Origin of the sequence: Caballeronia sp. LZ032, assembly GCF_031451315.1 — a bacterium.
Classification (GTDB): Bacteria; Pseudomonadota; Gammaproteobacteria; order Burkholderiales; family Burkholderiaceae; genus Caballeronia.
Genome location: NZ_JARUXP010000002.1, coordinates 265,949 through 288,143 on the forward strand (window position 1 = coordinate 265,949; position 22,195 = coordinate 288,143).

At 63.5% G+C, this 22,195-nt stretch carries 22 protein-coding genes; 20 read left to right on the forward strand and 2 right to left on the reverse strand.

Going from position 1 to position 22,195, the window contains the following annotated elements; all coding sequences use genetic code 11:
• Positions 1-92 precede the first annotated feature (92 nt).
• The 8 genes from QCE69_RS16825 to QCE69_RS16860 all read left to right on the forward strand — a co-directional run bounded on the left by QCE69_RS16825 (position 93) and on the right by QCE69_RS16860 (position 9,430).
• Positions 93-1,133 carry a LacI family DNA-binding transcriptional regulator gene (locus QCE69_RS16825; RefSeq protein ID WP_309931970.1) on the forward strand — a complete coding sequence of 347 codons (1,041 nt, stop codon included), beginning with the start codon at positions 93-95 and terminating at the stop codon, positions 1,131-1,133.
• 107 nt (positions 1,134-1,240) lie between these two features.
• Positions 1,241-2,425 (forward strand): enolase C-terminal domain-like protein, encoded by a 1,185-nt coding sequence (locus QCE69_RS16830; protein WP_309920499.1) that lies wholly within the window; start codon positions 1,241-1,243, stop codon positions 2,423-2,425.
• 113 nt (positions 2,426-2,538) lie between these two features.
• Positions 2,539-3,882, forward strand: a complete 1,344-nt coding sequence (locus tag QCE69_RS16835) for an MFS transporter (RefSeq protein WP_309931972.1) — start codon at positions 2,539-2,541, stop codon at positions 3,880-3,882.
• The gene (locus QCE69_RS16840; protein ID WP_309931974.1) at positions 3,879-4,841 is read left to right on the forward strand and encodes a D-glycerate dehydrogenase; all 963 of its coding nucleotides are present in this window, start codon (positions 3,879-3,881) and stop codon (positions 4,839-4,841) included. Before QCE69_RS16835 ends, QCE69_RS16840 begins: the two co-directional genes overlap by 4 nt.
• 5 nt (positions 4,842-4,846) lie before the next feature.
• On the forward strand, positions 4,847-5,896 hold the full coding sequence (locus QCE69_RS16845) for an Ldh family oxidoreductase (protein ID WP_309931976.1): 1,050 nt from the start codon (positions 4,847-4,849) through the stop codon (positions 5,894-5,896).
• A gap of 29 nt (positions 5,897-5,925) precedes the next feature.
• Positions 5,926-6,834 carry a dihydrodipicolinate synthase family protein gene (locus QCE69_RS16850; protein WP_309920511.1) on the forward strand — a complete coding sequence of 303 codons (909 nt, stop codon included), beginning with the start codon at positions 5,926-5,928 and terminating at the stop codon, positions 6,832-6,834.
• An 18-nt stretch (positions 6,835-6,852) separates the two neighbouring features.
• Positions 6,853-8,196 (forward strand): MFS transporter, encoded by a 1,344-nt coding sequence (locus QCE69_RS16855; RefSeq protein ID WP_309931978.1) that lies wholly within the window; start codon positions 6,853-6,855, stop codon positions 8,194-8,196.
• 52 nt (positions 8,197-8,248) lie between these two features.
• Positions 8,249-9,430 (forward strand): porin, encoded by a 1,182-nt coding sequence (locus tag QCE69_RS16860; RefSeq protein WP_309920518.1) that lies wholly within the window; start codon positions 8,249-8,251, stop codon positions 9,428-9,430.
• 95 nt (positions 9,431-9,525) lie between these two features.
• On the opposite strand, the gene QCE69_RS39540 is transcribed toward QCE69_RS16860, so the two are convergent.
• Both QCE69_RS39540 and QCE69_RS16865 read right to left on the reverse strand, forming a co-directional pair.
• Positions 9,526-9,912: a DUF3331 domain-containing protein gene (locus QCE69_RS39540; RefSeq protein WP_409021207.1), complete on the reverse strand. Its 387-nt coding sequence runs from the start codon at positions 9,910-9,912 to the stop codon at positions 9,526-9,528.
• A gap of 29 nt (positions 9,913-9,941) precedes the next feature.
• Positions 9,942-10,661: a MoaF-related domain-containing protein gene (locus tag QCE69_RS16865; protein WP_309932841.1), complete on the reverse strand. Its 720-nt coding sequence runs from the start codon at positions 10,659-10,661 to the stop codon at positions 9,942-9,944.
• Between QCE69_RS16865 and QCE69_RS16870 the strand changes: the two genes are divergently transcribed.
• The 12 genes from QCE69_RS16870 (at position 10,611) to QCE69_RS16925 (ending at position 22,187) form a co-directional block, all read left to right on the forward strand.
• Positions 10,611-10,841, forward strand: a complete 231-nt coding sequence (locus tag QCE69_RS16870) for a LysR substrate-binding domain-containing protein (protein WP_309922847.1) — start codon at positions 10,611-10,613, stop codon at positions 10,839-10,841. The two genes, QCE69_RS16865 and QCE69_RS16870, sit on opposite strands and share 51 nt — an antisense overlap.
• A 303-nt stretch (positions 10,842-11,144) precedes the next feature.
• A complete protein-coding gene (locus QCE69_RS16875; protein ID WP_309931980.1) occupies positions 11,145-11,531 on the forward strand; it encodes a nuclear transport factor 2 family protein in 387 nt (128 codons plus the stop codon).
• Positions 11,532-11,544: 13 nt separating this feature from the next.
• A complete protein-coding gene (locus tag QCE69_RS16880) occupies positions 11,545-12,939 on the forward strand; it encodes an amidase (RefSeq protein ID WP_309931982.1) in 1,395 nt (464 codons plus the stop codon).
• A gap of 45 nt (positions 12,940-12,984) precedes the next feature.
• On the forward strand, positions 12,985-13,539 hold the full coding sequence (locus QCE69_RS16885; RefSeq protein WP_309920525.1) for a flavin reductase family protein: 555 nt from the start codon (positions 12,985-12,987) through the stop codon (positions 13,537-13,539).
• Positions 13,540-13,580: 41 nt separating this feature from the next.
• Positions 13,581-14,003 carry an OB-fold domain-containing protein gene (locus QCE69_RS16890; RefSeq protein ID WP_309931984.1) on the forward strand — a complete coding sequence of 141 codons (423 nt, stop codon included), beginning with the start codon at positions 13,581-13,583 and terminating at the stop codon, positions 14,001-14,003.
• Positions 14,000-15,148 (forward strand): acetyl-CoA acetyltransferase, encoded by a 1,149-nt coding sequence (locus tag QCE69_RS16895; protein WP_309931986.1) that lies wholly within the window; start codon positions 14,000-14,002, stop codon positions 15,146-15,148. Before QCE69_RS16890 ends, QCE69_RS16895 begins: the two co-directional genes overlap by 4 nt.
• Positions 15,149-15,176: 28 nt before the next feature.
• The gene (locus tag QCE69_RS16900; protein WP_309931988.1) at positions 15,177-16,307 is read left to right on the forward strand and encodes an LLM class flavin-dependent oxidoreductase; all 1,131 of its coding nucleotides are present in this window, start codon (positions 15,177-15,179) and stop codon (positions 16,305-16,307) included.
• A 105-nt stretch (positions 16,308-16,412) separates the two neighbouring features.
• Positions 16,413-17,948, forward strand: a complete 1,536-nt coding sequence (locus QCE69_RS16905) for an AMP-binding protein (RefSeq protein WP_309931990.1) — start codon at positions 16,413-16,415, stop codon at positions 17,946-17,948.
• A gap of 194 nt (positions 17,949-18,142) precedes the next feature.
• Positions 18,143-19,279: an extracellular solute-binding protein gene (locus tag QCE69_RS16910; RefSeq protein ID WP_309920538.1), complete on the forward strand. Its 1,137-nt coding sequence runs from the start codon at positions 18,143-18,145 to the stop codon at positions 19,277-19,279.
• Between the two features lie 33 nt (positions 19,280-19,312).
• Positions 19,313-20,137, forward strand: coding sequence for an ABC transporter permease (locus QCE69_RS16915; RefSeq protein ID WP_309920540.1), 825 nt, complete (start codon positions 19,313-19,315; stop codon positions 20,135-20,137).
• Positions 20,124-20,963: an ABC transporter permease gene (locus tag QCE69_RS16920; protein ID WP_309920543.1), complete on the forward strand. Its 840-nt coding sequence runs from the start codon at positions 20,124-20,126 to the stop codon at positions 20,961-20,963. Before QCE69_RS16915 ends, QCE69_RS16920 begins: the two co-directional genes overlap by 14 nt.
• 36 nt (positions 20,964-20,999) lie before the next feature.
• Entirely contained in the window at positions 21,000-22,187 is a 1,188-nt protein-coding gene (locus QCE69_RS16925) for an ABC transporter ATP-binding protein (protein ID WP_309931992.1), read from the forward strand.
• The last annotated feature ends 8 nt before the right edge of the window (positions 22,188-22,195 follow it).

The following is a 22,195-nucleotide window of genomic DNA, read 5'->3' on the forward strand; positions in this document are numbered from 1 at the left end:
ACGCCATGCTGCACAGCCCTTCGGGCATACTTCGCCTGTGGAGCTCGTCGAAGCACGAGCATTGTTACTCGCACGTTTCGAGGGAACGCGTTTTGTCAGTCGACAACCCTTCTTCATTGGTCAAGCGTCGCGCGCGCAGAGGCAGCGGACGCGTGACGCTGGCCGATGTCGCCCGGGCAGCCGGTGTGGCGCCGATGACGGCCTCGCGAGCATTGAATTCGCCGGAAATCGTCAATCCGGAAATGGTCGAGCGAGTACGCCTCGCCGTGATCGAAACGGGCTATGTGCCGAATCTGCTTGCCGGGGCACTTGCATCGGCGCGCAGTCTGCTGGTGGCCGTCATCGTGCCGAGCATCGCATCGACGATCTATCTCGAGTTCGTGCAGGCCCTGCGAAGCGCGCTGGCGAAGAAAGGTTATCAGGTCATTCTCGGCGAGAGCGACTACGGGCATCAACTCGAGCCCGCACTCCTGGATACGCTGATCGCACGCCGTCCCGACGCGATCGTCACGGTGGGCGCCGTGCGCTCGAAGGAAGGGCGCAAGCGGCTGCTCGTATCCGGCGTTCCGGTCATCGAAACCTGGGACATGCCCCCGGAGCCGCTCGACATGCTCGTCGGTTTCTCGCAGACCGCCGTGGGTCGCGAGGCCGCCGAATTCCTGATCGGCGAAGGGCGGCGCCATATCGCCATCATCAGCGCGAACGACGACCGCGCAGCCATGCGCGCACAAGGTTTCATCGCCGCCATACGCGAGCACGACAAGAAGGCACGCGTCGAATCCGTCCTGATTCCCGCGCCGAGCACGTTAGGCGAAGGGCGCCGCGCGCTCGCCGACTTGCTGTCGCGGCCCGCACCGCTCGACGCCGTATTCTGCACCTCCGACATGGTCGCGCTCGGCGTGCTCACGGAAGCGAAAGCGCGCGGCATCGACGTGCCGGAACAGCTCGCCGTAATGGGTTACGGGGACATGAACTTCGCGCCGGACACCGATCCCCCGCTCACCACGATCCGCGCAGACGGCAAGATCATCGGGCAGGAAGCGGCGCGGCTCATCGTCGAGCGCGCATCGAAAGACGTGACCGAACGCGTCGTCGATGTCGGCTTTTCTGTCGTGCGACGCGCTTCCGCGTAAACCCCAAGTTCGAAAAGTAACGCAAAAAGCTGCTTGTCATCTGGATGAGATAGCGCTATCTTGCACGTCAGATAGCGCTATCTCGCGCCGAACACCGGAGACTTGTCATGAGCAAAATCAACCGCGTCGAGATTTTCGACTTCGAATACGAGGTCGAGAACCTCGCCGCCGCGTCCGAGCATACGCACAACCACGTCGCCTACAAGAAGGGCGGCAGGATGAAGCTGAAGAAGTACGCCGTCGTGATTGAAGCGGACGACGGCGCGCGTGGCGAATACGTGGCGATGTGGGGCGGCACGCGCCCGGCGCTCGCCCAGTCGATCATGCTTGCCCCGGACCTGCTCGGCCGCGATCCCGCCATGCGCGAAGAGCTCTACGACGAGTTCAAGCGCAAGCTGCATCACTTCGATCACATGGGCCACGGTCCGGTCGACATCGCGTTGTGGGACCTGGTCGGCAAGCAACTGAATACGTCGATCGCGAACCTGCTCGGCGGATATCGTTCCCGTCTGAAGGCCTATGCGAGCACTTTCCACGGCGATCGCAACGGGGGTCTCGACAGCCCCGAAGCATATGGCGAGTTCGCCGTGCGCTGCCGCGAGATGGGCTATCGCGGCTACAAGATTCACGGCTGGTTCGACGGCAACCCGAAGGAAGAGGCCGCCGCGATTCTCGCGACGCGCAAGGCCGTGGGCAACGAAATGGACCTGATGTACGACGGCGCCTGCGATCTGAAGACCTTCGCCGATGCGCTCTACGTCGGCCGCGCCTGTGACGAAGCCAACTACTTCTGGTTTGAAGATCCGTATCGCGATGCCGGCCTGTCCGCGTTCTCGCACAAGAAGCTGCGTGAGATGCTCAAGACGCCGCTGCTCATCACCGAGCATGTGCGCGGCCTCGAACCCAAGGCGGACTTCCTGATGGCGGGCGGTACGGACTTCCTGCGTGTCGATCCGGAATACGACATGGGCATCACCGGCGCGATCAAGACAGCGCGTCTCGCGGAAGCCTTCGGTCTCGATGTCGAAGTGCATGCGGTCGGCCCGGCGCATCGTCACGTGATGGGCGCGATCCGCAACTCGAACTACTACGAAGTCGCGCTCGTCGGTCCGGACTGTGCGAACAACATCCCGCAGGTCTATGCGTGCGACTACAACGACCAGATCGACTGCATCGACCGCGACGGCACGGTGCCGGTACCGACCGGCCCGGGGCTGGGCGTCACCTACGACTGGGACTACATCAAGCGTCACACGAAGCAGCATCACGTCTTCGAGTTGAACAAGCGCTAAGCACGGCGCCTGGCAAAAAGAGCTGCATCGAGCAGCCACATGCAGGGGCGGCCCGCCCGGATCGCTTACCCGACGGGCGGTATGAAGGCCGTCCGACACTCAGGAGACATTCGATGTCAACGCAGGCTGTTCTCAGCGCAGTCCGTGCGCGGCACCGCTACGTGCGGTACTACGTGCTCGTGCTCATTCTGCTCGTCACCGCAGTCAATCTCGGCGATCGCGCGAACCTCTCGATTGCCGGCGCACCGATGGCCAAGGAACTCGGCCTGAGCAGCGTCACGATGGGTTATGTGTTCTCGGCGTTCGCATGGGCTTATGTCATCGGGCAATTGCCGGGCGGCTGGCTGCTCGATCGTTTCAACTCGATCAAGGTCTATGGTGCGGCACTCTTTCTCTGGTCGTTCTTCACGTTTCTCCAGGGCTATGTCGGCTTTCTGCCAGTGACGCTTGCCATCGGCGCGTTGTTCGCATGCCGCTTTCTCGTCGGTCTCGTAGAGGCGCCGATTTATCCGGCCAACAACTACATCGTCGCGGCGTGGTTTCCGCTGCGCGAACGCGGACTCGCGACCTCGATCTTCAGTTCGGCGCAATACGTCGCGGTCGTTCTGTTCGTCCCGGTGATGGGCATTCTCAGTCACGCGTTGAGCTGGCACTGGGTGTTCTGGTTCATGGGCAGCTTCGGCATGTTGCTCGCGGGGGTCTGGTTCGCGGTCATGCGGGCGCCGGACAAGAGTTCCAAAGTGACGCAGGAAGAGCTCGACTATCTGCGCGAGAACGGCGCGATGATCGATATCGAAGCGAACAAGAAGAAGCGTGTCCCGCCGCCCGCCGGTTCGATCAAGGTGCTGCTCAGGAGCCGCATGATGGCGGGCGTGTATCTCGGCCAGTATTGCATCACGTCGCTTCAGTATTTCTTCATCACGTGGTTCCCGATCTACCTGGTCAGGGGCCGGGGCATGGATTTGCTGCACGTCGGTTTCGTCGCGACCTTGCCCGCGATCTGCGGTTTCGTCGGCAGCGTGCTCGGCGGATGGATTTCCGATCGCGTGTTGAAGAGCGGCGGCAGCGTGACCGCCGCGCGCAAGATTCCGTTTGTCTCCGGCATGTTGCTCGCGAGTCTGCTCGTGCTGTGCAACTTTACGGATTCGACCGCCGTGATCGTCGCGCTGATGTCGCTTGCCTTGTTCGGCAAAGGTCTTGCACAGATCGGACTTGCCGTCGTCGTCGATACCGCGCCGCCTGAAATCGTCGGCATCGCGGGCGGACTGTTCGGCGTAGCGGGGAATATCGCGGGCATCGTGACGCCGATCGCCATCGGCTACATCCTCGCGATCACCGGCTCGTTCACGGGCGCGATGTATTTCGTCGGCACGCATGCGCTGGTCGGTGCATTGAGCTACCTCTTCATCGTCGGCAAGCTGAAACGGCTCAAGTTGCCGGAGGCGGTCGTGGCATGAAGCATCGAATCATTCTGTCGCGGCCGATGCAGCCCGCCGTCGAGGAACGTGCGAAGGCGCGGTTCGATGCCATCGTTCCGCACGAACCGCTGTCGGTCGACGATCTGGTGAGCCAGGCGCATGCCCACGAAGCGCAAGGCTTGCTGTTCTCGGGCGCGCTGCGTCTGGATCGCACGCTGATCGAGCGCCTGCCGCAGAGCCTGCGCGTGGCGGCGACGACCAGCGTCGGTTTCGATCACATCGACCTCCAGGCGGCCGAAGCCCGGGACATCGTCGTGACGAATGCGCCGGTCGTGACCGAATGCACTGCCGACGCTACTTTGCTGCATATTCTCGCCGCCAGCCGGCGGGCCCGCGAACACCTGCAGGTGATGCAGGACGGCTGGGGCCGCGCGCTCGGGTTGAGCGAGCTGCTCGGGCATCGGGTGACGGGCAGCACGCTCGGCATCGTCGGGATGGGGCGCATCGGGCAGGCGGTTGCGCAGCGTGCCCGTGCGTTCGGCATGAGCATCCTGTATCACAGCCGCCGTCGCGTTGCGCAGGACATCGAGCAGGGCGCGCGCTACTTCGACTCGCTCGACGAGCTGTTGCCGCATGCACGGATTCTGTCGCTGCATCTTCCTGCGAGTCCGGGCGCGGCGCCGCTCATCGGCAGCCGTCAACTCGCGATGCTGCCGCGTGGCGCGATTGTCGTGAACACCGCGCGTGGTTCGCTGATCGACGAAGCCGCGCTCATCGACAGCCTGCGCAGCGGCCACATTGCCGCTGCGGGACTTGACGTGTTCGCCAGCGAGCCGCACTTCGACAGGCGCTTTCTCGAACTGCCGCAAGTCTTCATGACGCCGCACAGCGGGTCGGCCACCGTGCAGACGCGCAACGATCTCGGTCTGCGTGGACTGGACAACATTGCGCTGGTGCTGGGCGGAAATCACTGCTCCGACACGTTGAACTTTCACTGAACGCCATGCCAACTTATTCCCATATCGACCTGACACGGTACGCATCGCAGGCCTTGCAGCGCTGCGGCATGTTGGCTGACCATGCGGATCAGGTCGCGGCAAGACTGGTCGATGCCGAGTTGCTCGGACATCGCAGCCACGGTCTCTGGCTGCTCGCGACCTATCTCGAACGCCTGCAGGCAGGTCAGATCGCAACCCAGGGCGAAGTGCGCGTCCTGTCCGATACCGACAGCGCATTCTCATGGCATGCGAACCGCCTGCCGGGCGCGTGGGTGATGCATCGTGCGATCGACGAGGTCATCGCGCGCGCGACGTCGCGTGCCGTGGTGGTAGCAACGATTGCAGAGTGTTCGCATATCGGCTGCCTGCAAAGCTATCTGTTGCCGCTCGTCGAACGCAATCTCTTCGTGACCTTGTCCGCGACCAATGCGGGCGTGGCTTCGGTTGCGCCGTTCGGTGGCATGGACGCAGTGCTGACGACGAATCCGATCGCCTACGGCATCCCGACGCGGCGCGATCCGATTCTCATCGATCAATGCACATCGCTCGGCAGCAATACGTTCTTCACGGCCTTCGCGCAGCGTGGCGAAACCTTGCCCGGCGACTGGCTGCTCGATGCGCAAGGCAAGCCGACGAACGATCCCCACGTCCTGACGGCCAAGCCGCCCGGCACGGTGCTGCCGCTGGGCGGCGTGGAGTTCGGCTACAAGGGCTTCGGGCTCGGTCTTGCCGTCGAGGCACTGACGCTCGCGCTGCCGGGATCGGGCCGCCGCACGAAGCCTGACAAGTTTGGTCAAGGCGTGTTCCTCCAGGTACTGAATCCTCGTCTGCTCGGCGGGCTGGATGCGTTTCTGGACGAAACCACCTGGCTCGCCGATGCGTGTCACGCCAGCCGCGTGCGCGAAGGTGCGCCGCCGGTGCGCCTGCCCGGCGAGCGCGCGCTCGCACTGCGCCGCGAACAGATACGCGATGGTGTCGCGCTCACTGACGACGTCATCGTCCGCATGAAAACCTGGTCCGACACACTCGATCTGCCGATGCCTGCATCGGCGTGACCCAACGCAATTCAACTCTGGAGTTCCCCATGTTGCGCGATTCAAAAGGAGTTTTCATCGTCACGCAGACGCCTTTCGACGAGAGCGGTGCGGTCGATCTTGAAAGCATCGACACGCTCGTCGATTTCTACATCCGGCACGGTGCGCAGGGCTTCACCGTGCTCGGCGTGAGTGGCGAAGCGGGCAAGCTGAACGCGGACGAGGCCTTGCAGGTCGCGTCGCGCTTCATCAAGCGCGCGGGTTCGCGGCCGTGCGTGGTCGGCGTAAGCAACGCGAGCCTGGCGCAGCTCACCGACCTGTCCGCGCGCGTCATGGACCTCGGCGCGGCAGGCGTGATGATCGCCCCGCCCGCCGGCATCCAGACCGACGAGGAATTGCACGGCTATTTCGCCGATGTGTTCCGGCGGAACGTCGGGGTGCCGACGGTACTGCAGGACTTTCCCTTCGCGTCGAAGGTGGCGATGTCCGTGCCGGCGATGCTCGCGCTCATCGATACGCACAAGGAAATCGAACTGGTGAAGGAAGAGGATCTCCCTTGCCTGAACAAGATTTCTCGCCTGCGCGCTGGCGGCGGCCGTCGCGTTGCGATCCTGACGGGCAACAACGCGATGTATCTGCCGCTCGAACTCGGCCGCGGAGCCGATGGCCCGATGGCCGGCTTCTCGTATCCCGAGATGCTGTCCGAAGTCTACGCGCTGCACGCCGCGGGCAAATTCGATGAAGCCGACGACGTCTTCGACATCTATCTGCCGTTGTTGCGCTACGAGGCGATGGGCTTCTGGGGAGTGTGCGCACGCAAGGAAATGATGCGTCGTCGCGGCGCGATCCGTTCCGCCACGATGCGTACACCGGGTCCGAAGCTCTCTGCAGCCGACATCCAGGAACTGGACCGCCTGTCGAGCCGGCTGGAGAAGAGACTCGCCGAACGCCGCGCTTAAAGAGAAGACAGAGGAGACATGCAAATGAAAAGCGAAAGCGTCGCCGCGGGCGTAGCGATGACGCAGCGCACCTCCGTGCGTTACGCGGTGCTCGCGATGCTGGTCATCGCCAGCGCGGTCAATCTGGGTGACCGGGCGAATCTGTCGATCACCGGCTCAGCGATGTCGGCGGATCTTGGGATCGGACCGGTCGCGCTCGGCTATGTGTTCTCGGCGTTCGCATGGGCCTATGTGCTTGCGCAACTGCCTGCGGGCTGGCTGCTCGACCGTTTTGATTCGATCAAGGTCTACGGCATCAGTCTCGTACTGTGGTCCCTGTGTACGGTGGCGCAGGGCTTTCTCGGCACGCTTTCGACGGCGGCCGCCATCGCCGGATTGTTCGTACTGCGCTTTCTGCTGGGTCTGGTCGAGTCACCGGTGTCGCCGGCGAACAGCCACATCGTCGCGGCGTGGTTTCCGGTCCGCGAGCGCGGCCTCGCGACGTCGATCTATAACTCGGCGCAGTACATCGCGGTCGTCGTCTTCGTGCCCTTGATGGGCTTTCTCGTGCACAAGGCCGGCTGGCCGAGTGTGTTCTGGATCATGGGTGCACTGGGTCTCGTGCTGGCGATGGTCTGGTTCAAGGTGATGCATCAGCCGCAGGCGCATCCACGCGCGAATGCCGCCGAGCTCGACTATCTGCGCGAAGGCGGTGCGAACCTCGGTACGAACGGGAAGAAGGCGCTCGAGACAGGCAGTGTCGATCTCGGCGCGGTGCGCTTCTTTCTGAAGAGCCGGCTCATGCTCGGCGTGTATCTCAGCCAGTATTGCCTGACGTCGCTGCAGTATTTCTTCATCACGTGGTTCCCGATTTATCTGGTCAAGGGACGCGGGATGAACATCGTGGAAGTCGGCTTCCTGGCGACGCTGCCGGCGATGGCAGGATTCATCGGCGGTATCGCGGGCGGCTATCTGTCGGACTCGCTGTTGCGTCGCGGCCTTGACGTCAGTGTGGCGCGCAAGACGCCGTTCGTGATTGGCATGCTGCTCGCGTCGAGCCTCGTGCTGTGCAATTTCGTCGCATCGCCTTATACCGTGGTTGCGCTGATGTCGCTCGCGATTTTCGGCAAGGGTCTCGCGGCCGTGAACTGGGCCGTGGTCTCGGACACCGCGCCGCCGCATCTCGTCGGACTGGCGGGCGGCCTGTTCAATCTGTTCGGCAGCATCTCGGGCATCGTCACGCCGATCGTCATCGGCTATGCGTTGCAGCTGACGGGCTCGTTCACCGGCGCGATGTACTTCGTCGCGGCCCATGGGTTGATCGGCGCGATCACCTATCTCTTCATCACCGGAAAGATCCGTCGCCTCGAAGTGGCGCGCTGAGCGCGCGGCTTCCCGCCATCACTATTCTTATCAGTACAGTAAGGAGACTTGCATGAAAAAGACGCTTGCGCTCGGCGCGGCTTGCATGACGCTGTCCACGATGTCCCACGCCCAAAGCAGCGTGACGCTTTATGGCGTCATCGACGAAGGGCTGACGTTCAATACCAACATGAATGGCAACCGCTCCTACGCGATGCAAAGCGGCGTGCTGTCCGGCAGCCGCTGGGGTTTGAAGGGTGTCGAGGACCTCGGCGGCGGGCTGAAGGCAATCTTCACCCTGGAGAACGGTTTCGATCCGAGCACCGGCAAGCTGGGGCAGGGCGGTCTGGAGTTTGGCCGCCAGGCGTTCGTCGGCGTGTCGAGCCCGTTTGGAACGATTACGCTGGGGCGTCAATACGATTTGAGCGTCGACTTCGTCGGACCGCTCGAAGTGGGCGCGCAATGGGCGGGCAATATCGGCGCGCATCCGGCTGATCTGGACAACCTGAACAACGCGTACCGTACGAACAACGCCGTCAAGTTCAAGAGCATTTCGTACGGCGGCTTTTCGTTCGGCGCCATGTACAGTCTCGGCGGCGTCGCAGGCGATACTACGCGCAACCAGATCTGGTCCCTTGGGGCAGGCTATGCAAGCGGGCCGCTGACGCTTGGCGTCGGCTATATCAATGCACGCAATCCGAACGTGAGCTTCTTTGGCAACTCGACCTCGGGCACGCCTTCAGCGACAACAGCAAATTCGGTCTATCCGGTGTTCAGCGGTTATCTGTCGGCGCATACCTATCAGGTCATCAGCGCCGGCGCGGCGTACAACATCGGCGCGGTAACACTGGGCGCGACGTATTCGAACATCGCGTTCAAGGGACTCGGCAACACGTCGAGCGGGCCGAATCCTTCGGGCTATAGCGGCAACGCGACATTCAACAGCGCGGAATTGAGCGCCAAGTATCAACTGACGCCCGCATTGCTGATCGGCGCGGCGTACAGCTACACGGATGGCGGCAGCGTGACGTCGGCAAGCGGCCGCAACGAAGGCGCGACGTATCATCAAGGCGATATCGGCTTCGATTACTTCCTGTCGAAGCGGACCGACATATCGCTGCTCGGCATTTATCAGAAAGCGTCAGGTACAGACTCGCGCAATCGTGCGGCGGTGGCGTCGATCAACAATCAGAGTTCGCCGTCCAGCAATGATCATCAAGCTTTGGTGCGGATCGGTCTTCGCCATAAGTTCTGATCGATGGATGAATGCGGACGCGCCATCTCCGCGAAGCGGAAAACGTGGAGATTGGCGTGCGGGACTAGCTCGTGGTGCGATTCGGCAGTGAGCCGCTATTTGCCGGATGACCGAATGCAGAACCTGCGCATCGCATGTTCGCAGACGACATACTCCGCGTTGCCGGGCAGATTCCGTTTTCGACACGACGGGCGAAAGACAGGATCACCTCTTCGCACGGCGCAACCCGATAACGCGCATCGACCCGGCTTTCTCGCTTTATTCAGCTTCCAGACTTGCTCGGCATAGTCTCCGGTCGTCGCGCCGCGCCAGGACAGGATGACGGATCGCGAGTCCGTCCATTCGATCAACCCGATTGTCACGTTGTCGAGGAGAGGGTGGGGGCGACTCGTGCCGATCGCCTGCCTGCGATTGTCCGGCGCGTTGCCGTAACCCGACGTTGTGAGCGCTCCTCGAACAGGCCGTGACAGTTCGGAGATCACGGCGCTCCAGACGCTAGAAATGGGCAACGTCAATCAAACTTCCGCCCGTCTGATTTGCGAAGCGCACTCTTCGGGATCGAACATCGATGTGCCGCTGAGCGCTGCCGAGGCCGGCGCTTCGTCTTGCAGCACGTCCCAGTGCTTTGCAAGCTTGCCATCTTCGACACGGGAGTGATCAACGACCACCAGCGGTGTGGGTGCCCAACCGCGAATGCCATCATGAATGGCACGAAGTCGCCCTCGGCGACCGTTATGCCGGGCTCGTAGCACACGTCCGGCGACAGCTTGGCGACAAGTGCGCGAAGTTCGTCGCGTCTCTGGCGAATGTACGGGTTGTGCTGAACATGGCCGGGTGCATAAAAGCGCTCTACTGCGGCGGGATCGTGACGCTGGAATAATGCTTTCATGGCGTCGAGCACGAGGGCCTTGTTGTGCGCCGGGCGATCGTCCGCGATTCTTTCTGTCGGCCGGGTCACAATCATGGTGCCGGTCATGCGCCAGAACTCGCCGGTTGCCAGCGTGACGAACGACAGGAACACGCCGCGATCGTAGTCCTGGACGTTGATCACCGTCGCGCCTTCGCCGAGTGCCTGGATCGCAGGCAATGCCACGCAGATTTCTGTCCACAGGCCCGCAATGATCAGTTGCTTGCGGCTGTCTTCAAGGCCGACAACGCCAGCGCGCTCGTTGCAGCCGCAGTGGCCGGGTTGGGCATTGCCTTTATCCCCGACGGCGTGACCAACGAACATGTCGCTTCCGGTGCGCTCGTGCCTGTGATGTGCCGGTTTCCACCGCCTGCCGCGGGGATCTATGTCGTTCGCCCGGCCGGTCAACATCCCACGGCGAAAATTCGCGTCTCACGGACATTCGCACGAAAGCAAAGGCCGGCGAGCGCGCCCGTTCGCCGGCGTCCCGGTTCATGCCGGTAGCAGGCCACGCGTCTAACCCATCCCCTTCGAGACGCACCATCCCCCCGCCACTTGCCGAGCCTTCCCGCTGTCATGAGCAGTTCGGAAGCCTGCAATTCTTCCTCACCTCGCGCGTCGGCTCGCTGCAGCCTTGCCCGTTCCAGGCACGCGCCTGACTGTCCCATCCCCGTTTTTTGACACAGTTGACAGACCCGAAACCCGGCAATATCCTTGTTATACGTTCAACAAATATTGAATCGGGATGATGGCGGGCTGCCGGAGAAGGCGGCAGCGCGTCATGCCGCCTGACGGGAGCGGAAAAGGATGAGCAACGAATCCGGCGCATTGATGCAGATGCTCGAAGCCTTCGCGGCTGCGTGGAACGCCCACGACGCCGACGCATTGATGAGCTTCATGACCGACGACTGCGTATTCGACACCTCGGCGGGGCCGCATCCGTTCGGGCAACGTCATGAAGGACGCGAGGCGGTCCGCCGCAGCTACGCAGCCATCTGGGAAACCTTTCCCGATGCGCGCTGGAACGACGCACGGCATTTCGTCGACGGCGACCGCGGTGTTTCTTACTGGACCTTCACCGGCACGAAGCGGGACGGAAGCCGCGTCGAGGCACGCGGATGCGATCTGTTCCAGTTCAGGGACGGGCGAATCCAGGTGAAGGATTCGTATCGCAAGAACGTCGTCCAGGAATGAGGCGGGTCATCGAATGAACGACGAACTCGCCTTTCTGTCCGCTACCGACCTGGCGGAAGCGTATCGCCGGAAGCATCTGTCGCCGGTCGAGGTGACGCGGGCCGCGCTGACGCGTATCGAACGGCTCAATCCGCGCATCAACGCCATCTACTGGCTGGCCGCGGACGAAGCCCTCGATGCGGCCCGCGCCTCGGAAGAAAGATGGCGGCGCGGCGCAGCGCTCGGTCCGCTGGACGGCATTCCCACGACGGTGAAGGACGCGTTGCCGGTGGCCGGCATGCCGGGCTATCGCGGATCGGCCTGCACAGCCGACGGCGGCACTACAGCGACGTTCGACGCCCCGTCTGTCGCGCGGTTGCGTGAGTCCGGCGCCATCCTGCTTGGCAAGAACACCATGTGCGACTACGGCATCCTCGCGGGCAGCGTCAGTTCCCGCTTCGGCGTCACGCGCAATCCGTGGAACCTGTCGAGATCGGCGGGCGCGTCGAGTTCCGGCGCTGCGGCGGCGGTGGCAGCGGGCCTGCATCCGCTCGCCCTCGGCACCGACATCGTGGGTTCCATCCGGCTGCCGGCATCCTTCTGCGGACTGGTCGGGCTGAAGCCTTCGTATGGCCGCGTTCCCTACTACCCGCCGGTGAGCCCCGCGCTGGTTGCCGGACCCATGGCGCGGAGCGTGGCGGACGTCGCCCTCCTGCTCGACTGCATCGCCCGGCCCGACCCGCGCGACTTCACCGCATTGCCGCCTGCGGGACAGTCATACAGCGGAGCGTCGAAGCAGCCGCCCGAGCACGTCCGCATCCATCTCGTGACCGATCTGGGCTTCGGGCTGAGTCCGGACGCCGAAGTGGTGGAAGCGGTCCGGGCAGCGGCCGGGCGGCTGGAACAAGCGGGCATCGCCTCGATCGAGGAACGGCCCGCCCGCTTCGCGCATGAACAGGTGGAGGCCGCGGAACGCTTCTACCGCGCGCGCTGTTTTGCGGAATTGAACCAGCACGCACCGGAGCGGCAGCCGCTGTCTCCCTTGTTGTACGAATGGACGCGCGCCAGCGCCGGCGAGTCCGCCGAGTCCGTGATCGACGCGATGCAGGCCTTGCTGGCGCTGCGCGAGCAGGCCATGGCGCTGCTCGATGATGCCGACTTCCTGATCCTGCCCGCCACGCCGACCGCTGCATTCGCGGCGGAGCGCGCCGCGCCCGACGAGACACGTTTGTTCGATCCCTGGTGCAACACCTTTCTGTTCAACCTCACGGAACAACCGGCCATATCGGTTCCGTGCGGCAAGACTGTGGACGGCCTTCCGATCGGCATGCAGATCGTCGGCAGGCGTTATGACGATATCGGCGTGCTGCGGCTCGCCAGACTTTTCGAGGATCTCACGGGCCCGTTCGAAGCCTGCCCGGAGCTCTGAACACCACGATGACACGCACTGCCATGAGTCTGCGAAGGAGAGTAAATGATGGGCAATGAACACCTCACCGCGCCGAGCATCCAGGACGATTTTCGCGCCTGCTTCCAGCGTCACATGACCACCGTCACCATCGTGACGTCGCAGTTCGGCGGCTTGCGCGCGGGCCTCGCGGCCACGGCCGTGTGTTCGTTGTCGGACTCGCCGCCTTCCATGCTGATCTCGATCAACCACAACGCACGCGCCTGTGAACTGATCCGTGCAAGCGGCGCGTTCTCGGTGAACATGCTCGCCGATTCGCAACTGGACGTCGCCACGGTCTTCTCGCGCTCGGCCAAGAGCGCCGACGAAGCCGAGCAGAAGTTCATCAACGGCGGCGCGTGGGAAGAGCAGGACGGCCTGCCGTGGTTGAGCGGCGCGCTCGCGAATGTGTCCTGCCGCGTGCTGAAGGAAGTGCCCGTTGCGTCGCACTCGGTGTTCATCGGCGAAGTGCAGGGCATCCGGCTGCTCTCGAACGGCAATCCGCTCCTGTACGGATTCCGCGAATTCCACGGCAAAGGCCTGCCCCTGCAACGGGCCGTCTCCGCCTCCGTGGCCCGCTAGCCGCGCCCCTGACGCATCCACGCGCCATCACACGACATCTCATGAATCACGAACTCGGACCGGAAGCGCAATTCTTCGCTTATCTGAAGCAGGGAAAGTTCATGCTGCAGCGACATCGCACCAGCCACGACCATGTGTTCTATCCGCGCGCGCTGCATGCCCGCGGCACGATGGACGACTTCGAATGGGTCGAGGCGTCCGGTGACGGCGTGGTCTATTCCTGCACGCACATGCGTCGCCCCGCTGAACGCGGCGGCGACTACACGATTGCACTGATCGATCTGGCTGAAGGGCCGCGCATCTTGTCGCGGCTCGTCGATGTCGAGCCGGAGCGCGTTTCCATTGCCATGCCGGTTCGGGCAACCATTCTCACGCGCTCGTGGTCGAGCGCCGAGCCCGATTGTCCTGTCGTGGCGTTCACACCGCTTGCACCGCCCGCACCGTCACAAGGAGACCGCTCATGATCGATTCCTTGCGCGGCAGTACGGCCATCGTGGGCACGGGCCATTCGGCGCTCGGCAAAGTGCCGGGCTGGAGTTCGCTCGAACTGATGGCCCAGGCCACCCGTGCGGCGCTCGACGATGCCGGCATCACGCTGGATGAAATCGATGGCGTATGCGCGAGCACGCTCTATCACTTCCTGCCTTCGTTGTCCGCCGCGGAGTATCTCGGCATCCGGCCGAAGTGGTCGGGTTCTGAATCCGTCGGCGGCTCATCGTTCATGTCGGACGTGCTGCAGGCGACGCTCGCGATCAACGCCGGCTTGTGCGAAACGGTGCTCATCGCGTACGGCAGCAACGCCCGCTCGAGCGGCAACCTGAACGGTCTGATCGAGACGCCGCGCTTCGAAGCGCTCTACGAACTCCCCGTGCCGATGGCCGGCTACGCCATGGCGACAGCCCGGCACATGCACCAGTACGGCACGACGCGTGAGCAACTGGCCGACGTGGCGGTCTCGGCCCGGCGCTGGGCGCAGCTGAATCCCGAGGCCACCTCGCGCGCGGAGCTCTCGCGGGAAACGGTGCTCGCGGCGCCGATGATCTGCGATCCGCTGACGCGCTACGACTGCTGTCTCGTGTCGGACGGCGGAGCGGCGGTCATCCTGATGTCGGCGGAACGGGCGCGGGCGCGCGGCATGAAGTCCGCCTATGTGCTGGGTGTGGCGGGGGCGCACTGGCATCGCGAGATCTCGCAGATGCCGGACCTGACCGTCACGGCCGCGACGAAAAGCGGCGCACGCGCCTATGCGATGGCAGGCATCACGCCTGAGGAGGTGGATGTGGTCGAGCTGTACGACGCATTCACCATCAACACCATCCTGTTCCTGGAAGATCTGGGCTTTTGCCGGAAAGGCGAGGGCGGCGCGTTCGTCGAGGGCGGGCGGATCGGACCGGGCGGGACATTGCCCGTCAACACGAACGGCGGCGGCCTGTCTTGCGTTCATCCGGGCATGTACGGCCTGTTCTGTCTGATCGAGGCGGCGCGGCAAGTACGAGGCGATGCGCGGGGCTTCCAGGTCGACGGCGCCGAGATCGCGATTGCACACGGTAACGGGGGCACCTTGTCGCATCAGTGCACGACGATCCTCGGCGCCGGGACCACCGTCTGACTTCGAAATGCAACATGGAGACTGAAAAATGAAATTCACATTGCTGGCCATCCCCTTCATGCGGCAGCGGGGCGAGCAAGTCGCGCTCGCGGGACGTGATCCGCAGCGCTTCCAGCACATGATGCACGCGGTGCGCGATCAGATGGTGTTCGCCGAGGAACTCGGCTACGACGGCTTTTGCATGACCGAACATCACTTCCAGGTGGAAGGCGTCGAGGCCACGACCAATCCGTTGATGTGGAATCTCTTCGTCGCGCAGCACACGAAGAAGATGCGCGTCGGGCAACTGGGCATGAACCTGACGGCCATGAATCCGATCAAGGTCGCGGAAGATATCGCGATGCTCGACCAGATGACGGGCGGCCGTGCCTTCGCGGGCTTCTCGCGCGGCAATACCGCGCGCTGGACCGCGACGATGGGACAGCATCTCAACATCCTGTCGGCGGAATCCGACCGGTCGGAAGCGGACCAGCGCAATCGCCGGGCGCTGTACGAGAACTGGAAGATCGTGAAGTCCTTGTGGCTGGACGATCTGACCTCGTTCCAGGGCGAGTTCTGGAAAGTCCCGGAGCCGGTGCCGTGGGAATTCAATCCGACGCGCGACTGGGGCGCGGATGCGGTCGATGGCGAAGGCATCCTGCGCAAGGTCGGGATTACTCCGCGTCCCTTGCAGACGCCGTATCCGCCCATCTACGCGCCGTTCAGCTATTCGGTCGAAACCGCGCGCTTCTGGGGTGCGGAAGGCGGCAAGATGGTGTCGTTCGTGCGGCCCGAGAAAGAGGAGTTCATGCCGATCGTGCTCGACGCCTGTCTGGAAGCCGCGCACACGGCCGGGCGCAACAGCGCGCCGCGCGACGTGCTGGCGATCGGCGGACATCTGGTCATGGGCCGCACCGAAGCTGAAGAGCGTGCAATGAAGGAAGGTTTCATCGAGCTCTTCAACTATGCCTACGATGCGCCTCCCTACCATGTGCCGATGGGCCGCGTGTGGACCGGTTCGCCGCAGGCCGTGCTCGACGACGTCATGCGCCTGCATGAAAAGTACGGAGTAGACGAGTTTTTTGTCTGGCATCACATTAACTACTTCGGCGACGAGCTCGAACGCGGCTCCTTGCAGGCCTTTGCGGACGCAGTCATCGCAAAGGTTCCGAAAGACTGACGGACAGCGGCACACGAAACTCCGCTTGCGGCATCCCGCGCGGAGTCGTCAACCCGGCGCGCATGACGCATGCGCGGCCACGCATTCAAGCCTTGGGAGCAATCGATGAATACGTTCGGGCAACTTGTCCAACGGCACGCGCGGGTGCGCGGCAGTGCGCCTGCTTACGTCGATCACCGACGTCGCACGACCTGGCAGGACATCCATCTGAACAGCGATGCACTCGGGCGCTACATGCGCGAGCTGGGTGTGTCGTCGGGCGATCGCGTGGGCATCGTGTCGCCCGACTGCGTCGAAGTCGCCGAGGTCTTCTATGCGTGCGCGAAGATCGGCGCATTGCGCGTGGGACTCAACGGCCGTCTTGCCGCACGGGAACTCGCGCAGCTGGTCGATGACTCGGCGCCGGCCGTGTTGTTCGTCCATGCCCGCTACGGCGCGATGGTCGAAGCCGCGCTTCTCGAGAGCGCGCAGAAGCCGGTTGTCATCGGCATGCACGACGGCCATCCGTTCCTGCTCGACTACACCGAGTGCCTCACGCAGGCCGCGGGCAGCGACCCGCTGCCGCACACGCCGAACGATCACCTGATGATCTGCTACACGACCGGCTCGACGGGCTTGCCCAAGGGCGCCGTGTACCAGCACGAGGCGATGCTGCGCTCGACCCAGGCCATCGCGCTCGCGGAGGGTGCGAACCATGACGATGTCTGGCTGCATGCCATGCCCGCGAGTGGCGTGCCCATCATGCATCTGTTGCGCAATGTCGTGCACGGGTCCAAGACGGTCATCGTCGGGGACTGGGATCCGGCAGCGGCGCTCGCGCTGATCCAGCAGGAGAAGACCACCATCACCGTGCTCGTGCCGACGATGCTCGCCTCACTGGTGACGTCGGGCCGGGCGTCCGATTTCGACCTGAGTTCGATGCGTCAATGGGGTTACGGCGCCTCGCCCCTGCCGCCCTCGATGGTCCGCGAAGCCGCGCGCGTGCTGGGCGGCAAGCTGCTCCAGATGTACGGGACCACGGAACTGATGGGCATGTCGATGATGCTGTTTCCGTCCGAGCACGAGCTGGCGATCCGGGAGCGTCCGGGCCTGCTGTCATCGGCGGGGCGGCCCTTGCCGTACGTGGACGTGCGTATCGTCGATGACGAGATGCGCGACGTTCCAGCCGGCGAAGTAGGCGAGTTGCTGATCCGGACCGAGTTCGTGACCTCGGGCTACTGGAACGCGCCCGAGAAATACGCCGAAGCGGTGAAGGACGGTTGGCTCTGCACGGGCGACATCGCCCGGCAGGATGAAGACGGCTACCTCTACCTGAGCGACCGTGCCAAGTTCCGCATCAAGACCGGCGGCTACAACGTGTTTCCGACCGAGATCGAAAACGTGATTGCCGAGCACGAAGCCGTTCGTGAAGTCTGCGTCGTGGGTTTGCCCGATGAAAAGTGGGGCGACCGCATTCACGCCGTCGTCTCGGTGCGCGCCGGATTCAGCCTCACGCCCGACGACGTGCGCGCGTTCTGCCGCGACAAGATTGCCAGCTTCAAGATACCCAAGACGGTCGAGATCTGGGACGAGATTCCGAAAGGACCGACCGGCAAGATCCAGAAGCGCTCTGTCATCGATTCGTACCTGCAGGCGAGTTGAGTCCTTCTGACTCCGGACGGAGGCGCACCCGCGCGTGTTCCGTCCGGAGGCTTGGATTGCCGGCATTCCGCGCGCCATTATCTTGCTGAACGTATAACAAGTAACGACGCGCTTTCTTTCCGCTTCATTGCAACGGTGCGCGCTGACGCGCAGACGTGCCCGTTGCTTCAAGTCGCCCAACTGGAGACTGTCCAATGACCCGACGGACCCGCCATGCCGCAGACAGCAGCACGCAGTTCACCGATGAAATGAATGACGCGCAGACGGGCCGCCGTCGCGTGCTGAAAGCCGCCGCGGCCGGATTCGTGCTCTCGACGTCGGGCGCGTTGATCCGCAGTGCGGCAGCGCAGAGCCGGACACTGAATATCGCGTCCTACGGGGGCAGTTACGGCGATGCATTGAAAAAGGCGTGGCTCGAACCGTTCGAAAAGGAGACGGGCATCAAGGTGAATCTCGGTGTCAACGCGAGCCTGTCGCTGGCGAAGCTGCAAACCATGAATCCGAATGGTGCCGAATGGGACATCGTTGACTTGACGGGCCCGGAGTTCAGCATCGCGACCCGTCAGGACATGCTTCTGCCGATGGACCCGAAGCAGGTCGATACGAGCCGGCTGCTGCCCGAGTACGTCAAGACCCATGGCTTTGGCTATGCGGCGTATGTGTGGGGCATGGCCTGGGATCGCCGCAAGATCCCCGATGCATCCGCGCCGAAGTCATGGGCCGATTTCTGGAACACGCAAAAGTATCCCGGCAAGCGTTCGCTGATCACCGTGAATACAAACGGACACTCGCTCGAAGCCGCTTTGCAGGCGGACGGCGTGCCGCCGTCGAAGCTCTATCCGCTCGACATTCAACGCGCCTTCAAGAGCCTCGACAAGCTCGGCCGGAACAACATCGTGTGGGCTTCCACCAATCAGGAGCCGGTGCAACGGCTCACGTCGGGCGAGTGCGTGCTCGCCGGCATGTACGTGGGGCGCTCGATCATGGCGAACCGCTCGGGCGCGAACATCGGCTTCACGCTCGACGGCGCGGCGGTCGCGGGAGACTTTCTCGGCGTGATCCGCAATGCCCGCAACAAGCCCGAAGCCTTCGCGCTGCTCAACTACATCGCGACCCATCCCGAACGCGCGGCGGAGTTCACGGCCATCACGTCCTATCCGGTGCCGATCCGGGGAATCGAGGCGCTGCTGCCGGCCAGTGCGGCGGATGTCAAGGCCGTGCTGCCGAGCAATCCTGACGTGCGCGCCAAGGTGTTCTACGAGGAAGACGATTACTGGGCCAGCAATCTGCCCCAGGTTGCCGCGGCCTTCAAGGCGTGGCAGCTGTCGTAGCGAGTGACACGAACCGACCAAGGGAATCTGGCCATGCCTCGACGTTTCAACCTCACCCAGTCACTGATGCTGACGCCGGTCCTGATCCTCTACGGACTGGCCGCGGCCACGCCCATCCTCATGATTGCCCAGTTGAGCTTCAAGAAAGGGCTGGGCACGTTCGGCGACCTGTTCGCTTCGCCGATCTTCCTGCGCATCGCGCAGAACACGCTGGTGATTTCTCTCGAAACGACCCTTGTCGCCGTGCTGCTCGCCTATGCCATCGCGGCGCTGCTCGCGCAGTCGGGCGAGCGTGCGCGGGCGTGGATCATGGCGGCTATCCTGCTGCCGTTCTGGACCGCCGCGCTGATCAAGAACTTCGCGTGGTCCGCGCTGCTGCAGGACAACGGCGTCATCAACCTCGCGCTGATGCACCTCGGGATCGTCTCGCATCCGTTGCCGCTGCTGCATACGCGGCTGGCGGTCGTCATCGGCATGGTGCATTACGTCATTCCGTACGCGGTGTTTCCCATCTACAGCTCGATGCTCGCGATCGATCCGCGCCTGTATCGCGCCGCCAGGAGCCTCGGTGCGCCGGGCTGGCGAACGGTGGTCTCCGTCACGCTGCCTCTGACCCGGCCCGGCCTGTATGCAGGCGGTCTGCTGGTGTTCATCATCTGCCTGGGCTTCTACATCACGCCGGTACTGCTCGGCAGCCCGCGCGAAATGATGGTCGCGAACCTGGTCGATTTCTACACGCATCAGATCATCGACTTTCCGATGGCGTCCGCGCTGGCCCTGGTGATTCTGGTTGCGACAGCGTTCCTCATCGCGCTCTATCACTCCATTCCGAAGGAAGGTCAGTATGGAAAAATTTGAATTGCACGCGCCGGCCTTCAAGGCGCCGCGCATCGGACTCTCGGGCCATGCGCTGCTGTTGATCGCGTGCCTGCCGATCTTCGTCTTCCTGCTGGGCCCGATCCTCATCATCGTGCCGATGTCGATGACGAGCGGCGAGATCCTCATGTTTCCGCCGGACGGCTGGTCCGGCCATGCATTCGCGGATCTGCTGCGCGATACGCAATGGGTGGCATCGGCACTGACGTCGTTCAAGGTGGCGCTGCTCGCCACCGTGATCGCCGTGACGGCCGGCACCGGCGGGGCGCTGGCATTGCATCGCAACGATGTGCCCGCAAGGAGCTTCTTCTCCACGCTGATCATGCTGCCCTTGCTCGTGCCGGTGGTCGTGCTCGCGCTCGCGGATTATCTGTTCTCGTCGACGCTGAATCTCGGTTCGAACTGGGTGTCGATTGCGTTCGCGCACAGCGTGGTCGTCACGCCGTATGTGTTCGTCTCGGTGCAGACCTCGCTGGCGGGACTCGACCCCGCGCTGCATCGGGCGGCGCGCAGTCTCGGCGGCACGACAACCGCGCTGCTGGTGGATGTCTACTGGCCCGTCATTCGCACGGGCATGGTCGGCGGTGCGATCTTCGCCTTCATCGGCTCCTTTGACGAAGTGGTCATTGCGCTGTTCCTGTCCGGGCCGAATGCCGTGACCCTGCCGGTGCAGATGTTCACCGCGCTGCAATTCGATCTGACGCCGAAGATCGCGGCCGTGTCCACGGTCTTGCTGGCCATCAGTTTCGTCGCGTTGATCGTCAACGGCTACCAGAGCCTCGCTCGGCCGAAGACAGTGCCGCGCTAACGCCCGATCTCTTCACTCTCGTTTCCGGATTCAGTCATGTCTCGATCAGAAATGCCACAGGTCAAACGCGTCACCCTGGAAAATGTCTCGAAGGCGTACGGCAGTTTCAAGGCGGTGAAGGATGTGTCGCTCGCCATCGAACCGGGTGAGTTCGTCACGTTGCTCGGGCCGAGCGGCTCGGGCAAGACATCGACGTTGATGATGGTCGCCGGTTTCGAGTCGCCCAGTTCGGGCGCGATCAAGGTGGACGGCGTCGATGTCGTGCGACGGGCGCCGAAGGATCGCAACTTCGGCATCGTGTTCCAGGGCTATGCGCTGTTTCCGCATCTCAGTGCGCGGCAGAATGTCGAATTCCCGCTGCGCATGCGGGGCGTCGAGAAGTCGCGGAGGCGCTCGATGGCGCTCGAAATGCTTGAGAAGGTCGGTCTTGCGGGCCTCGAGGAAAGGCGTCCGCGCGAGCTGTCCGGCGGACAGCAACAGCGGGTGGCGCTGGCGCGCGCGCTGGTGTTCCAGCCGGATGCCTTGCTGCTCGACGAGCCGCTCGGCGCACTCGACAAGTCGATGCGCGAGCGCATGCAGTACGAGATCAAGAGCCTGCAGCGCAAGCTCGGCATATCGGTCCTGTTCGTGACGCACGACCAGGAAGAAGCGATGACCATGTCCGACCGCATCGCGGTGATGAACCATGGCCAGATCGTGCAGATAGGAACGCCGCGCGAGCTCTATACATCGCCGCGCACGCCGTTCGTCGCGAGTTTCTTCGGCGAGACGAACCTGCTGTCGTGCGTCGCGGACACGGCCGGAAGCGGCGCCGTGAAAGTGACGCTCGCGTCGGGGTTCAGTTTCCCGGCGGCGTCCGATGTCGAGCGGGCGCAGCTGAGCCGCCACCCGGAAACCTTCGTTTCGATTCGCCCTGAAAAGATCAGCGTGCTCGCCGCTGATGAACGCGCCGAGATCATGGTGGATGCCGTCGTGCGCGAAGTCGCGTTCCTCGGCAAGTTCGTGCGTGTCTGCACGGTGGCATCAGGTGTCGAGATCACGTCGATCATCGGCAACGCGCCCGAGCGCATCAGCAGGCTTGCGGAGGGCGCGGCGATCCGGCTTGGCTGGTCGAGGGAAGACGCGAAAGTGCTCGGCGTGGATGTCGAACCGGGCGACATGCAAGTGGCGGGAAGCGGTCGCGAGACGCACGACATGAGCGTGCAGTTGCGCGAAGCGGTCTAGAACACAAT